Annotated in this window: 12 protein-coding genes; 6 read left to right on the top strand and 6 right to left on the bottom strand. The window is 67.5% G+C overall.

The genetic code is table 11. From position 1 onward, the window contains the following. The first annotated feature begins 15 nt into the window (after nucleotides 1–15). Both HMPREF3014_RS27480 and HMPREF3014_RS27475 read left to right on the top strand, forming a co-directional pair. Nucleotides 16–1,221 (top strand): 3-oxoadipyl-CoA thiolase, encoded by a 1,206-nt coding sequence (locus HMPREF3014_RS27480; RefSeq protein WP_003109714.1) that lies wholly within the window; start codon nucleotides 16–18, stop codon nucleotides 1,219–1,221. A gap of 52 nt (nucleotides 1,222–1,273) precedes the next feature. After that, nucleotides 1,274–2,524: an OprD family porin gene (locus tag HMPREF3014_RS27475; protein ID WP_003143278.1), complete on the top strand. Its 1,251-nt coding sequence runs from the start codon at nucleotides 1,274–1,276 to the stop codon at nucleotides 2,522–2,524. Between the two features lie 5 nt (nucleotides 2,525–2,529). Here HMPREF3014_RS27475 and metR read toward each other — a convergent pair whose 3' ends face one another. Continuing rightward, on the bottom strand, nucleotides 2,530–3,450 hold the full coding sequence (metR, locus tag HMPREF3014_RS27470) for a transcriptional regulator MetR (protein ID WP_003109716.1): 921 nt from the start codon (nucleotides 3,448–3,450) through the stop codon (nucleotides 2,530–2,532). Between the two features lie 298 nt (nucleotides 3,451–3,748). Between metR and HMPREF3014_RS27465 the strand changes: the two genes are divergently transcribed. Then, on the top strand, nucleotides 3,749–4,735 hold the full coding sequence (locus HMPREF3014_RS27465) for an alpha/beta fold hydrolase (RefSeq protein WP_003098462.1): 987 nt from the start codon (nucleotides 3,749–3,751) through the stop codon (nucleotides 4,733–4,735). A 16-nt stretch (nucleotides 4,736–4,751) separates the two neighbouring features. On the opposite strand, the gene HMPREF3014_RS27460 is transcribed toward HMPREF3014_RS27465, so the two are convergent. From HMPREF3014_RS27460 to glpF, 5 genes are all read right to left on the bottom strand, one after another. Further along, a complete protein-coding gene (locus tag HMPREF3014_RS27460; RefSeq protein WP_003119370.1) occupies nucleotides 4,752–5,081 on the bottom strand; it encodes a GlpM family protein in 330 nt (109 codons plus the stop codon). A 132-nt stretch (nucleotides 5,082–5,213) separates the two neighbouring features. Then, nucleotides 5,214–6,752 (bottom strand): glycerol-3-phosphate dehydrogenase, encoded by a 1,539-nt coding sequence (gene glpD, locus HMPREF3014_RS27455; protein ID WP_003098460.1) that lies wholly within the window; start codon nucleotides 6,750–6,752, stop codon nucleotides 5,214–5,216. A gap of 278 nt (nucleotides 6,753–7,030) precedes the next feature. Continuing rightward, nucleotides 7,031–7,786: a DeoR/GlpR family transcriptional regulator gene (locus HMPREF3014_RS27450; RefSeq protein WP_003092173.1), complete on the bottom strand. Its 756-nt coding sequence runs from the start codon at nucleotides 7,784–7,786 to the stop codon at nucleotides 7,031–7,033. Between the two features lie 205 nt (nucleotides 7,787–7,991). Further along, the gene (gene glpK, locus HMPREF3014_RS27445) at nucleotides 7,992–9,509 is read right to left on the bottom strand and encodes a glycerol kinase GlpK (protein ID WP_003092168.1); all 1,518 of its coding nucleotides are present in this window, start codon (nucleotides 9,507–9,509) and stop codon (nucleotides 7,992–7,994) included. 39 nt (nucleotides 9,510–9,548) lie between these two features. Next, nucleotides 9,549–10,388, bottom strand: a complete 840-nt coding sequence (gene glpF / locus HMPREF3014_RS27440; protein ID WP_003092166.1) for a glycerol uptake facilitator protein GlpF — start codon at nucleotides 10,386–10,388, stop codon at nucleotides 9,549–9,551. Nucleotides 10,389–10,652: 264 nt separating this feature from the next. Between glpF and ybaK the strand changes: the two genes are divergently transcribed. The 3 genes from ybaK to HMPREF3014_RS27425 all read left to right on the top strand — a co-directional run bounded on the left by ybaK (nucleotide 10,653) and on the right by HMPREF3014_RS27425 (nucleotide 13,652). After that, a complete protein-coding gene (gene ybaK / locus HMPREF3014_RS27435; RefSeq protein WP_003098459.1) occupies nucleotides 10,653–11,123 on the top strand; it encodes a Cys-tRNA(Pro) deacylase in 471 nt (156 codons plus the stop codon). Between the two features lie 63 nt (nucleotides 11,124–11,186). Beyond that, nucleotides 11,187–12,671: a glycerol kinase GlpK gene (gene glpK, locus HMPREF3014_RS27430; protein WP_003092161.1), complete on the top strand. Its 1,485-nt coding sequence runs from the start codon at nucleotides 11,187–11,189 to the stop codon at nucleotides 12,669–12,671. A 195-nt stretch (nucleotides 12,672–12,866) separates the two neighbouring features. Continuing rightward, entirely contained in the window at nucleotides 12,867–13,652 is a 786-nt protein-coding gene (locus tag HMPREF3014_RS27425; protein WP_003092159.1) for a PhzF family phenazine biosynthesis protein, read from the top strand. Nucleotides 13,653–13,755 lie beyond the last annotated feature (103 nt).

Genomic DNA, 13,755 nt, shown 5'->3' with positions numbered 1-13,755 from the left:
GCGGAGAAACACACCATGCTCGATGCCTATATCTACGCCGGCCTGCGTACGCCTTTCGGCCGGCATGCCGGTGCACTCTCGACGGTGCGTCCGGACGACCTGGCCGGCCTGCTGCTGGCGCGTCTCGCGGAAACCTCCGGGTTCGCCGTCGACGACCTGGAGGATGTGATCCTCGGTTGCACCAACCAGGCCGGCGAAGACAGCCGCAACCTGGCGCGCAACGCGCTGCTCGCAGCCGGCCTGCCGGCGCGGCTGCCCGGGCAGACGGTCAACCGCTTGTGTGCCAGCGGACTGTCGGCGGTGATCGACGCGGCGCGCGCGATCAGTTGCGGCGAGGGTCGGCTGTACCTGGCCGGCGGCGCCGAAAGCATGTCCCGGGCGCCGTTCGTCATGGCCAAGGCGGAGAGCGCCTTCAGCCGCACGCTGGAGGTCTTCGACAGCACCATCGGCGCGCGCTTCGCCAACCCCAGGCTGGTCGAGCGCTATGGCAACGACAGCATGCCGGAGACCGGCGACAACGTGGCCCGCGCCTTCGGCATCGCCCGCGAAGACGCCGACCGTTTCGCCGCTTCTTCCCAGGCGCGCTACCAGGCTGCGCTGGAGGAGGGCTTTTTCCTCGGCGAGATCCTTCCGGTGGAGGTGCGTGCCGGACGCAAGGGCGAGACGCGGCTGGTGGAGCGCGACGAGCATCCGCGGCCGCAGGCCGACCTGGCGGCCCTGGCGCGCTTGCCGGCGTTGTTCGCCGGCGGGGTAGTGACCGCCGGCAATGCCTCGGGGATCAACGACGGGGCGGCGGTAGTGCTGCTGGGCGACCGCGCGATCGGCGAGCGCGAGGGCATCCGGCCGCTGGCGCGGATCCTCGCCAGCGCCAGCGTCGGCGTGGAGCCCCGGTTGATGGGCATCGGCCCGCAGCAGGCGATCCTCCGCGCGCTGCAACGCGCCGGCATCGACCTGGACGAGGTCGGCCTGATCGAGATCAACGAAGCCTTCGCGCCGCAGGTCCTGGCCTGCCTGAAGTTGCTCGGCCTGGACTACGAGGACCCGCGGGTCAATCCCCATGGCGGCGCCATTGCCCTCGGCCATCCGCTCGGCGCCTCCGGTGCGCGCCTGGTGCTCACCGCCGCCCGCGGGCTGCAACGCATCGAGCGGCGCTACGCGGTGGTCAGCCTGTGCGTCGGGCTCGGCCAGGGCGTGGCGATGGTGATCGAGCGCTGCCGATGAGACACCGTTCCCCCTAGAAAAAGAGGCGCCCAGGCGCCCGTTCGGAGTGCGTATGAACAACAACAAGAAATGCGCGTTTTTCCTGCTGCCGATCCTTGCCGGCGATAGCGTTCCCGCCTTGGCCGAGGGCTTCCTCGAAGACTCGCGGGCCAGCCTGGCCTTGCGCAACTTCTACATGAACCGCGACTTCCGCGATGGCGCGGGACGTGCGAAAAGCGAGGAGTGGGCCCAGGGCTTTCTCTTCGACTACCGCTCGGGCTATACCGAGGGTACCCTCGGCGTGGGTCTCGACCTGCTGGGCAAGCTCGGCGTCCGACTCGATTCCGGCGCGGGGCGTAGCGGCACCGGCCTGCTTCCGCTTCGCGACGATGGCAGCGCGGCGGGCGACTACGCGCGGCTGGACGCCACCGCCAAGCTGCGCCTGTCGCGCAGCGAACTGAAGGTCGGCGGCCTGGTGCCGAAGCTACCGACCATCCAGCCCAACTACGGGCGGCTATTCCCCCAGGTGTTCCAGGGCGCGCTGCTGACTTCCGGCGAACTGAGCGGACTGAGCCTGAACCTGGGACGGCTGACCGAGGTCAGCCAGCGCAACGAGGCGGGCACCAGCGACCTGGCGCTGTTCAACCGCAACCGGCGTTTCGCCGGCGCGGCGCAGGCGGACCGTTTCGACCTGGCCGGCCTGGACTACCGTATCGCCCCGGACTGGACCGGCAGCTACCACTATGGCGAACTGGAGCAGGTCTACGCCCAGCATTTCCTCGGTCTCAAGGGGCGCATCGGCGTCGCTGCGGATAGCCTGGAGAGCGACTTGCGCCTGGCGCTCAGCCGGGATACCGGCGGCGCTCGCGGCGGGCGCATCGACAACCGTTCCTTCAGCGGGTCGCTCACCTACCGCCTGCGCAACGGCCAGGCCTTCGGCCTGGGCTACCAGCGGATGAGCGGCGACCACGGTTTCCCCTACCTGGAGGGGACCGATCCGTACCTGGTCAATTTCGGCCAGTACAACGACTTCGCCGAGGCTGGCGAGTCCTCCTGGCAACTGCGCTACGACTGCGACTTCGCGCCGCTCGGGGTGCCCGGCCTGAGCCTGATGACGCGCTATTTCAGCGGCCACGGCGCGAAACCGAAGGGCGCCGACGGCAGTCGCGAGTGGGAACGCGACAGCGACCTGCGCTACGTGTTGCAGGGCGGTGCGCTGAAGGGACTGGGGCTGGTCTGGCGCAACGCTACCTACCGTTCGGCCTTCAGCCGCGACATCGACGAGAACCGCTTGTACCTGACCTATGAGCTGCCGCTGTTCTGAGCCGCTCAGCCCTTGGCGGCGCTGACCCCTTCGAGGGTGGCGAAGGAGGTGTCCTTGGCGGTGAGCAGGAAGTCGCGCATGAATGGCGCATCGAACATGTCCGTGCGGATGGCGGCGAAGAGCGTGCAGTACAGGCCCTTTTCACCGAGGCGCCGGGCCGTCACGTAGCCGCGCGAGCTGTACTCGTGCAGGGCCCAGTTCGGCAGGCAGCAGACGCCGCGACCGGAGGCCACCAGCTGCATCATCATCACGGTCAGCTCGGCTATGCGCACCTGCGCCGGCTCCACGTCGGCGGGGTCGAGGAAGCGGGTGAAGACGTCGAGACGATCGCGTTCCACCGGATAGGTGATCAGGGTTTCCCGCTCCAGGTCCTCCGGGACGACATACGGTCGACCAGCCAAGGCATGCTGGTTGGCCACCGCCAGCAGCGCTTCGTAGGTGAACAGTGGCACGTAGGTGATGCCGGGCAACTCGATCGGGTCGGCGGTCACCACCAGGTCGAGGTCGCCGCGGGCCAGGGCCGGCAGCGGCGCGAAGGAGAAGCCCGAGGCCAGGTCCAGTTCGACTTCCGGCCAGGCGTCGCGGAACTGGTCGATGGTCGGCATCAGCCACTGGAAGCAACTGTGGCATTCGATGGCCATGTGCAGGCGTCCGGCGGTACCGCCGGCGAGCCGCGCCAGGTCGCGTTCGGCGGTGCGCAGCTGGGGCAGCAGCGAGTCGGCCAGTTGCAGCAGGCGCAGCCCGGCGCTGGTGAAGCGTACCGGCTTGGTCTTGCGCACGAACAACTGCATGCCCAGGCGCTCTTCCAGTTCCTTGAACTGGTGCGACAGCGCCGACTGGGTAAGGTGCAGGCGCTCGGCGGCTTCCACCAGGCTGTCGGCTTCGCGCAGCGCGTGCAGGGTCTTGAGGTGGCGAAGTTCGAGCATGGCGGCCTCTGTATGAGCAAAACTTGATAGCGGTGCGGATTCGTTGAGTTTGTCTCATACGCCAGGGGCTGTCGACAAGCGATGGCCTCGATCCCGCAGAGCGTGCGATCGTGGAGCGACGGGGAGAAGAGCCCGGCACACGGGACGGCGGCACGGAGCAGCGGCGCAACGCCGCAGAGCCACAACGCCACGACCGCCTGGCGGCATTCATCAAACTGTCACGCTACTGTGGCAGCGCGCTGGACGAAATTTAATCAGAATCGCGCTCCACTGGGGTTTTGCGTTCTGGGTTTTCTTCATGCGTGCTTTCATCTTCCTGGCCGCCTTGTTGTGCAGCCTCTCCTCCTTTGCGGCGGCGCGTTGCGACGCACGCGTACCTACCGAGACGGTCGAACTGGGCGACGTGCGCCTGGCCTACCAGAGCATCGGCCGCGACAGCGATCCGGCCCTGCTGCTGGTGATGGGCCTGGGCGGGCAACTGATCCACTGGCCGGACGAGGTGGTCAGCGCCCTGTGCGAGCAAGGCTTCCGGGTGATCCGCTACGACAACCGCGACGTCGGCCTGTCGGCCTGGAACGTGCCGGTGCCCAGTTCGCGGCTGACCTACGAAGTGGTGCGTTATCGCCTCGGCCTGCCGGTCAGCGCGCCCTATACCCTCACCGACATGGCCGGCGATGCCCTGCATCTGCTCGACGCGCTGGATATCCCCCAGGCCCATGTGCTCGGCGCCAGCATGGGCGGGATGATCGCCCAGCACATCGCCGACATGGCGCCGCAGCGCCTGCTCAGCCTGACCCTGGTGATGACCAGCTCCGGCGCCGAAGGCCTGCCGGCGCCCAGCGAGTCGCTGCTGCGCCTGCTGGCGCGGCGCGAGGCGGCCAGCCGCGAGCAGGCGGTCGAGCAGCAGGCCGACCTGCTGGCGGCGCTGGGCAGCCCGGAAGTGCGCGATGATCGCCAGCAACTTCTGTTGCAGGCCGCACGTTCCTACGACCGCGCGTTCAACCCGGAAGGCGTGCAGCGGCAATTGCTGGCGATCCTCGCCGAACCCAGCCGGGTGCCGCTGCTGAACCGTCTGCAGGTGCCGACCCTGGTGATCCATGGCACCGCCGATCCGCTGCTGCCGGTGATGCACGGCGTGCACGTGGCGGCGCATATCCGTGGCTCGGAGCTGAAGCTGATCCCCGGTCTCGCCCATCGCTTTCAGGAAGCCTTCAAGGAGCCGTTGCTGGCGGCGGTGGTGCCTTACCTGAAGGCCCATCGGCAGGCCAGCGTCGTCCAGCTCTGAAGCCGCGCTCGCGGTCTCAGGCGTGCAGGCGTACCCAGAGGCCCACCAGCACGCTTGCCGCCACCAGCCAGGCCAGCGCCGCCAGGGCCAGCGAGGTCTCCAGGCGGAAGCGCTCGACCAGCAGGTAGAGCGCGGCGAGATAGACGAAGTAGGGGATGATCGACCACATGCCGAAGACGATGGTGGTCTTCAGGTCGTCCAGCGAACGGCCCTTGCCGACGATGTAGTGGGCAATCAGGGCGAAGGTGGGAAACAGCGGCACCAGGCCGGCGATGTAGTAGTTGCGGGTCTTCGACAGGACGGCGAGGAGCACGACCACGGCGGCGCCGATCAGCGCCTTGAACATCAGGTCCACGGGATTCTCGACTGCGGCGGCGCCACCGGCTTGGTGGCGTCGCGCATTATGCCCGGATCGTCCCGTACCCTTCCATAACGAACGAGGCCCGCAAAAGCGGGCCTCGACGTTTCTGGCTGGCGATCAGGCCGCATGCACCCGCGGGCGATGCGGATGCTCGCTCTGCAGGTACTGGCCGAGGCGCACCTGCTGGCTCGGCGAGAGGAACAGGCCGAGCTTGCTGCGGCGCCAGAGGATGTCCTCGGCGTCCTGGGCCCACTCGTGCTTGCACAGGTAGTCCACTTCGCGGGCATACAGGCCGCCGCCCAGGTGCTCGCCGAGATCGGCTTCGCCATTGACCCCGTCCAGCAGGCGCCACACCCGGGTGCCGTAGGTGCGCGCCCAGCGCAGCGCCAGTTCGCGGTCGAGCCAGGCGTAGCGGTTGGCCAGTTGCTCGGTGAGCGCCTCGACGCTCTGCATCTGCTCGCCGCCCGGCAGCGGTGCCTTGGCGGTCCAGGCCGGGCCGAGATTGGCGAAGAACGGCTGGAGCTGCGTCAGCGCCGATTCGGCCAGCTTGCGGTAGGTGGTCAGCTTGCCGCCGAACACCGAGAGCAGCGGCGGCTCGCCGTTGCCGGCGGAGAGCGACAGGGTGTAGTCGCGGGTGATCGCCGAAGGCTCGTCGGACTCGTCGTCGCACAGCGGACGCACGCCGGCGAAGCTGTGCAGGATGTCGGCGGCCGCGAGTTGCTGCTTGAAATGGGCGTTCACCACTTGCAGCAGGTAGGCGGTTTCCTCTTCGCTGATCGCCACCTTGGCCGGGTCGCCCTGGTACTCGCGATCGGTGGTGCCGATCATGGTGAAACGGTCCAGATAGGGGATGGCGAAGACGATGCGGCGGTCTTCGTTCTGCAGGATGTAGGCGTGCTCGCCTTCGTACAGCTTCGGCACGATGATGTGGCTGCCCTGGATCAGGCGGATACCGTAGGGCGACTTCTGTTTCAGGTCGTCCTGGATGAAGCGCGCTACCCAGGGGCCGGCGGCGTTCACCAGGGCGCGGGCGCGGATCGAATACAGGCTGCCGTCGCTGCGCTCCAGGTGCAGGTGCCAGAGTCCCTTGCTGCGACGGGCGCTGACGCAGCGGGTGCGGGTATGGACGTGGGCGCCGTGCTCGCGAGCGGAGATCGCGTTGAGCACCACCAGGCGCGCATCGTCCACCGCGCAGTCGGAGTACTCGAAGCCACGGCGGATCTCGGCCTTCAGCGGGCTGCTGCCGGTGAAGCGCAGGCCGCGCGAGGCGGGCAGCTTCTCGCGCTTGCCGAGGTGATCGTAGAGGAACAGGCCGGCACGGATCATCCAGGCCGGGCGCAGGTGCGGACGGTGCGGCAGGACGAAGCGCAGCGGCTTGACGATGTGCGGCGCCTTGGCCAGCAGGACCTCGCGCTCGGCCAGGGCTTCGCGGACCAGGCGGAATTCGTAGTGTTCGAGGTAGCGCAGGCCGCCGTGGATCAGCTTGCTGCTGGCCGAGGAGGTGTGCTGGGCCAGGTCATGCTGTTCGCAAAGGAACACGGACAGGCCGCGCCCGGCTGCGTCGGCGGCGATCCCTACACCGTTGATGCCACCGCCGACCACGGCGACATCGTAGACTTCGGCGAGTGGAGCGGAGGGGGTGTGCGCTTGACTCATGTGAAAGGCCCTGAAGTCGAAAGTGAACGTAGTTTTGTTCGAATTCGAAAATAGCTTAGTCGATTGCGCAGTTATTGACCAGCCCGATTCACCAGGCTTTTTCAATTTCGAAGGGTTGTCCGGGCGCTACCGGTTTGCCCGTCCGCGCGGGAACCGCCCCTCTTCCGCATGCGGGAAAGCGGCCGCCGAGGGTCGTGGCGCATGGAGAGGGGGCGGCAGGTGGTTTTTCTGAAACGAACATTCACGGCGCCGAACGGCGCCGTGGCAGGAGAAATGCCTCAGACCAGGTCCAGGTGAACCTTGTGCTGTGCCATCAGGCGGGCGATGGCGGCGGGCGGCGGGCTGTCGCTGATGACCCGGTTGACCAGCGAGATCGGGCCCAGGCGGACCACCGCGTTGCGCCCGAACTTGCTCGAGTCGGCGGCCAGGAACACTTGCCGCGCGTTGTCGATGATCGCCTGGGATACGCGCACTTCCTGGTAGTCGAAGTCGAGCAGGCTGCCATCCTCGTCGATGCCGCTGATGCCGACCAGGGCGAAGTCGACGCGGAACTGCTGGATGAAGTCCACCGCGGCCTGGCCGACGATCCCGCCGTCGCTGCGTACGGTGCCGCCGGCGACCAGCACTTCGAAGTCTTCCTTGGCGCTGAGGGTGGCGGCCACGTGCAGGTTGTTGGTGATGATCTTCAGATTGCGGTGGTTGAGCAGGGCGCGGGCGATGGCCTCGGTGGTGGTGCCGATGTTGATGAACAGCGAGGCGTTGTCCGGCACCAGGCTGGCCACGGCTTCGGCGATGCGCTGCTTCTCGTCGCGCATCTGGTCGGCGCGCATGGTGTAGGCGGTGTTCTCGATGCTCGAATCGTAGGCCGCACCGCCGTGGTAGCGGCGCAGCAGTCCCTGTTCGGCGAGCTGGTTGATGTCGCGGCGGATGGTCTGCGGGGTGACCGCGAACATCTGCGCCATCTCCTCGATGCTCAGGTAACCGCGCTCGCGGACCTCCTCGATGATGCTTTGCTGTCGGGGGGGCAGGTTCATGGGTTGTTCTCGTGCTGCCGGGCCGGGACCCTGGAAAGTCGCCAAGAATGCCGCACGCGGGGGGCCGTTGTCAGCCGTGCATGAGTCGTAGAGGGCGCCGCGGCGGCACCCGGCCGCCGCGCGCAAACGTTACCCAGGGCATGCCAGAGCGGCGCCGGGGAACACGCCATTCGCCGCATCGCGGCGGACGAATGGCGCCAGTTCGTCACAGTTCGCCGTCGTCCCAGCCGCGAGTGCGCTCCACTGCTTTCTTCCAGCCGGCATAGAGCTTTTCGCGCCGGGGCTCGTCGCACTCCGGCTCGAACACCCGCTCGATCACCGCCTTGCTCTTCAGCTCGTCGAGGCTGCTCCAGAAGCCGCAGGCCAGGCCGGCCAGGTAGGCGGCGCCGAGGGCGGTGGTCTCGCGCATCACCGGACGTTCCACGCGGGTGCCGAGGATGTCGGCCTGGAACTGCATGAGGAAGTTGTTGGCCACCGCCCCGCCGTCGACGCGCAGAGCGCGCAGGCGTTCGCCGGCATCGCGCTGCATGGCGTCGAGCACGTCGCGGGTCTGGTAGGCGATGGACTCCAGGGTGGCGCGGATCAGGTGGTCGGCCTTGACTCCACGGGTCAGGCCGAACACTGCGCCGCGCGCATAGGGGTCCCAATAGGGCGCGCCGAGTCCGGTGAAGGCCGGTACCAGGTAGACGCCGTTGCTGTCCTTGACCTTGGTGGCGAAGTATTCGGAATCGAAGGAGTCGTTGATCACCTTCAGTTCGTCGCGCAACCACTGCACCGTGGAGCCGCCGTTGAACACCGCGCCCTCCAGGGCGTAGCCGACCTCGCCGCGCGGGCCGCAGGCGATGGTGGTGAGCAGGCCATGGGTGGACTTCACCGCCTTGTCGCCGGTGTGCATCAGCAGGAAGCAGCCGGTGCCGTAGGTGTTCTTCGCCTGGCCCGGTTCCACGCACATCTGGCCGAACAGGGCGGCCTGCTGGTCGCCGGCGATCCCGGCGATCGGCAGCTCGCCGCCGCCGACCCCGCCGATCCGGGCGTTGCCGTAGACCTCCGAAGAGTTGCGCACCTCGGGCAGCATCGAGCGGGGAATGTCGAGCACCTCGAGCATCCGTGCGTCCCAGTCGAGGCTGTGGATGTTGAACAGCATGGTCCGCGAGGCATTGGTGTAGTCGGTGACGTGGACCTTGCCTTCGGTGAGCTTCCAGATCAGCCAGGTGTCGATGGTGCCGAACAACAGGTCGCCGTTGCGCGCGCGTTCGCGGGCGCCTTCGACGTTGTCGAGGATCCACTTCAGCTTGGTCCCGGAAAAGTACGGGTCGGTGACCAGACCGGTGGTTTCGCGGATGTAGTCTTCCAGCCCGTCGCGCTTGAGCTGCGCGCAGATCGCCGCGCTGCGCCGGCACTGCCAGACGATGGCGTTGTGGATCGGCCGACCGCTGTGACGGTCCCAGACCACCGTGGTCTCGCGCTGGTTGGTGATACCGATGGCGGCCACCTGGTCGTGCTCGATGCTGGCCTGGGCGAGGGCCTCGACCAGGGTCGAACTCTGCGTGGCCCAGATTTCCATCGGGTCGTGCTCGACCCAGCCGGCCTGCGGATAGAACTGGGCGAACTCGCGCTGGGCCTGGCTGACCACGTTGGCATCGCGGTCGAAGACGATGGCGCGGGAGCTGGTGGTGCCCTGGTCCAGGGCGACGACGTATTTCTTGTTGTGCTTGTCGGTCATGGCTGTGGCCTTGTGGCTATGGCAGGAAAGAACGGGCGGTCAGGAAGCGCGAACCTTCTCCGGCTCGGCTTCGGCGGGCGCTGCGGCGCTCGGCAGATGGCGCGCGATCAGTACACGATAGCCGCCGGCGCCGAGGCAGGCACCGAGGATCGGGGCGAAGATCGGCACCAGGAAATAGGGAATCTCGCGGCCGCCGGTGAAGGCGATGGGCCCCCAGCCGGCCAGGTAGGTCATCAGCTTGGGGCCGAAGTCGCGCGCCGGGTTCATCGCGAAACCGGTCAGCGGGCCCATGGCGCTACCGATCACGGCGATCAGCAGGCCGATCAGCAGCGGCGCCAACGGACCGCGCGGCAGGCCGTTGCCGTCGTCGGTAAGGGCCATGATCACCGCCATGAGGATGGCCGTGATCACCACTTCGACGAGGAACGCCTGGCCGACCGACAGCGCCGGGTGCGGATAGGTGGAGAACACCGAGGCCAGGGCCAGGCTGTCCTGGCTGCCGCGGACGATGTTCTGCGCCTGTTCGAACTCGATGAACAGGCTGCTGTAGAGGGTGTAGACCAGCGCTGCGGCGCAGAACGCACCGGCCACCTGGGCGGTGATGTAGAACGGCAGCTTGCGCCCCTCGAAGCCGGCGAACAGCCACAGCGCGATGCTCACCGCCGGGTTCAGGTGGGCGCCGGAGACGCCGGCGCTGAGGTAGATCGCCATGCTCACGCCGACCCCCCAGATGATGCTGATTTCCCACAGGCCGAAGCTGGCGCCGGCGACCTTCAGGGCCGCGACGCAACCGGTGCCGAAGAAGATGAGGAGGGCGGTGCCGAGGAACTCGGCCAGGCATTGGCCGAACAGGGACGGGGTCGGGGCGGCGGTGGTCATGGGGCCTCTCTTGTCTGTTCTTGTAATTATGGCGGGCAGCCGTGAAAATTGTTCAGTTTCGAAAAAATATATTCACAAAGGAATGCTGTCAAAGCGCGAAGATGAACGTTTGTCCGAAAAACGACCCTCCGGTTTCGTTTTCGCGGCCAATCGAATATCGCTACCGAGGCACGCGGGCCGCGGCATCGGCGCCCGTGCAGCAGGGGCGGCGATGGCTTAAGGTAGGCGCCGGTTTTCAGCCAACGTTCTTCTCCGGGAGTGACCATGACCCCTGCCATCGACCTGCTGAAAAAGGCCCGCGCCGCGCACAAGGTGCTCAGCTACAGCCACGACCCCAAGGCACCTTCCTATGGCCTGGAGGCCGCGGAAAAGCTCGGCCTGGACCCGCAGCGGGTGTTCAAGACGCTGCTCGCCGCCACGGAGAAGGGCGAGTTGCTGGTGGCGGTGGTGCCGGTGATCGGCAGTCTCGACCTGAAGGCCCTGGCCCATGCGGCGGGGGCGAAGAAGGCCGACATGGCCGATCCGCAGGCGGCGCAGCGGGCTACCGGCTACCTGGTGGGCGGGATCAGCCCGCTGGGGCAGAAGAAGCGCCTGCGTACCTTCATCGATGAAAGCGCGCGGCAGTACCCGAGCATCCATGTCAGCGCAGGACGGCGCGGGCTGGAAGTGGAGCTGGCGGCCGAGGTGCTGGCCCAGCTGACCCAGGGTTCGTTCGCCGCCATCGGCCGTGAATGAGCCGCTAATCCCGCCGGCCTAGCGGTCGGCATTCGTCTTACTTTTCAATCTGTCAGGTTTTCCATGTCCCACTATCTCCTCGCCATCGACCAGGGCACCACCAGCTCCCGCGCCATCGTGTTCAGTGCCCAGGGCTTGCCGGTGGCGAGCTGCCAGCAGGAATTCAAGCAGTACTTCCCGAAGGACGGCTGGGTGGAGCACGACGGCGAGGAAATCTGGCTGACCACCCTCCAGGTCTGTCGCGACGCGCTCGCCCGCAAGGGCTTGCGCGCGGCCGACATCGCCGCCATCGGCATCACCAACCAGCGCGAGACCACGCTGGTCTGGGACGCCGCCAGCGGCGACCTGATCCACCCGGCCATCGTCTGGCAGGATCGTCGTACCGCCGACTACTGTGCCGAACTCAAGGCCGCCGGCCACGAGGCGAACGTCAGCGCGCGCACCGGGCTGCTGATCGATCCGTATTTCTCCGCCACCAAGCTGCGCTGGATCCTCGACAACGTGCCCGGCGCCCGCCAGCGCGCCGAACGCGGCGAGCTGCGCTTCGGCACCGTCGACTGCTTCCTGCTCTGGCGCCTGACCGGCGGCCGCTCCCATCGCACCGACGCGACCAACGCTTCGCGCACCCTGCTGTTCAACATCCACAGCCAGGACTGGGACGAGGAATTGCTGGCGCTGTTCGAGATCCCGCGCAGCCTGCTGCCGGAGGTACTCGACTGCGCGGCGGAGTTCGGCGTCAGCGAGCCGTCGCTGCTTGGCGCGGCGATCCCGGTGCTGGGCATGGCCGGCGACCAGCAGGCCGCGCTGATCGGCCAGGCCTGCTTCCAGCCGGGCATGGTGAAGAGCACCTACGGCACCGGCTGCTTCATGATCCAGAACACCGGCGAGCAGCCGGTGACCTCGAAGAACCGCCTGCTCACCACGGTCGGCTACCGTCTGGACGGCAAGGTCAGCTACGCGGTGGAGGGCAGCATCTTCGTCGCCGGCGCCGCGGTGCAATGGCTGCGCGACGGCATCAAGCTGATCGACCACGCCCACGAGAGCGAAGCCCTGGCGATCCAGGCCGGCGACTCCAACGGCGTCTACCTGGTGCCGGCCTTCACCGGCCTCGGCGCGCCCTACTGGGACCCGAAGGCGCGCGGCGCGATCTTCGGCCTGACCCGCGACACCGGAATCAAGGAGATCGTCACCGCCGGTCTGCAATCGGTCTGCTACCAGACCCGCGACCTGCTCGAAGCGATGCGCCAGGACGGCACGCCGCCCAGCGCGCTGCGGGTGGACGGCGGGATGGTGGTGAACAACTGGGTGATGCAATTCCTCACCGACATCCTTGGCGTCACCGTGGAGCGCCCGGAAGTCACCGAGACCACCGCCCTCGGCGTGGCCTACATGGCCGGGCTGAAGGCCGGCTTCTATCGTGACCTGGACGACATCGCCAGCCACTGGCACCTGCAGCGCCGCTTCGCCGCACACATGGCCGAGGAGCGCCGCGGCGAACTCTACGCCGGCTGGCAGAACGCGGTGCGACGGGTGCGCAGCGAGGCCTGAGCGGCGTTTCGCGGAAAAAGGCGGCGTTTTTGCCGGCGGCTTCACAACGCCGGCAGGTCGCCGCAAACGCCCGCTCGGGCAATGGGTCGAAGGCAGGGCGAAGTCCCACTGTTACGATCGGAAAAGATCGCACTGTATCGCCCATCCCGGAGCCTGCGGCGGCATGCTGTGGCGATCGTTCCCAGGAGGTCTGCCATGCAGCTCGAGTTCCACCAGGTCGACGCGTTTTCTTCCCGCCCGTTCAGTGGCAATCCCGCCGTGGTCTATCGCCTCGACGCCTGGCTGGCGGACGAGCTGATGCAGATGATCGCGACCGAGCACAACCTCTCCGAGACTGCCTTCGTCGTTCGCGAAGGAGAGGCCTGGCGGATCCGCTGGTTCACCCCGAGCGTCGAGGTGGCGCTCTGCGGCCACGCCACACTGGCTGCGGCCCACGTACTGTTCGAGGTCTACGACGAGCCGGGCGAGCGCCTGGAATTCATCTCGCGCTCCGGTGCGCTGCGGGTCAACCGCGAGGACGAGCGGCTGGTCCTGGATTTCCCCGCGCAGTATCCGAGCGAGGTCGGTAGCACCGTCGAGCTGGAGCAGGCCCTGGGCCTGCCGCCGGTGGACGTGCTGGGCTCCACCGACAAGCTGCTGGTGCTGCTCGAGTCCGAAGAGGCGGTGCGCGCCTGTCGCCCCGACTTCGCGGCCCTGGCGCGGCTGCCCTGGCGTGGAGTGATCGTCACCGCGCGGGGCCTGCAGAAGGATTTCGTCTCGCGCTTCTTCGCCCCGGCGATGGGCGTCGACGAAGACCCGGTCACCGGCTCCGCGCATTGCAGCCTGATTCCCTACTGGGCCCAGCGCTTGAACAAACTGTCGCTGACCGCCCAGCAGTGCTCGGCGCGCGGCGGCGAGCTGTGGTGCCGGTTGGAGGGCGAGCGGGTGAGTATCGCCGGGCATGCGGTGCTGGTGGCGAGCGGAAGGATTCGATTGAGCTGAGGGGCGCTTCAGGAGGGGGATGACCTCGTGCATGCCAGACCTCCACATACTGAAGCCCTGATCCGTAGGGTGAATAACCGCTCGCGGTTATCCGCCGCTTATC

It is taken from the genome of Pseudomonas sp. HMSC065H01, assembly GCF_001815235.1.
GTDB lineage: Bacteria > Pseudomonadota > Gammaproteobacteria > Pseudomonadales > Pseudomonadaceae > Pseudomonas > Pseudomonas aeruginosa.
The sequence above is the reverse complement of the archived record's forward strand: the minus strand, read 5'-3'. Positions and strand labels throughout refer to the sequence as shown.

Excerpts from the sequence above, each read along its gene's own strand:
- glpF (WP_003092166.1), bottom strand. The coding sequence starts at position 10,388 with ATGACCACCGCCGCCCCGACCCCGTCCCTGTTCGGCCAATGCCTGGCC.
- glpD (WP_003098460.1), bottom strand. The coding sequence starts at position 6,752 with ATGAGTCAAGCGCACACCCCCTCCGCTCCACTCGCCGAAGTCTACGAT.
- HMPREF3014_RS27465 (WP_003098462.1), top strand. The coding sequence starts at position 3,749 with ATGCGTGCTTTCATCTTCCTGGCCGCCTTGTTGTGCAGCCTCTCCTCC.
- glpK (WP_003092161.1), top strand. The coding sequence starts at position 11,187 with ATGTCCCACTATCTCCTCGCCATCGACCAGGGCACCACCAGCTCCCGC.
- ybaK (WP_003098459.1), top strand. The coding sequence starts at position 10,653 with ATGACCCCTGCCATCGACCTGCTGAAAAAGGCCCGCGCCGCGCACAAG.
- HMPREF3014_RS27425 (WP_003092159.1), top strand. The coding sequence starts at position 12,867 with ATGCAGCTCGAGTTCCACCAGGTCGACGCGTTTTCTTCCCGCCCGTTC.
- glpK (WP_003092168.1), bottom strand. The coding sequence starts at position 9,509 with ATGACCGACAAGCACAACAAGAAATACGTCGTCGCCCTGGACCAGGGC.
- HMPREF3014_RS27475 (WP_003143278.1), top strand. The coding sequence starts at position 1,274 with ATGAACAACAACAAGAAATGCGCGTTTTTCCTGCTGCCGATCCTTGCC.
- HMPREF3014_RS27480 (WP_003109714.1), top strand. The coding sequence starts at position 16 with ATGCTCGATGCCTATATCTACGCCGGCCTGCGTACGCCTTTCGGCCGG.
- HMPREF3014_RS27460 (WP_003119370.1), bottom strand. The coding sequence starts at position 5,081 with ATGTTCAAGGCGCTGATCGGCGCCGCCGTGGTCGTGCTCCTCGCCGTC.
- metR (WP_003109716.1), bottom strand. The coding sequence starts at position 3,450 with ATGCTCGAACTTCGCCACCTCAAGACCCTGCACGCGCTGCGCGAAGCC.
- HMPREF3014_RS27450 (WP_003092173.1), bottom strand. The coding sequence starts at position 7,786 with ATGAACCTGCCCCCCCGACAGCAAAGCATCATCGAGGAGGTCCGCGAG.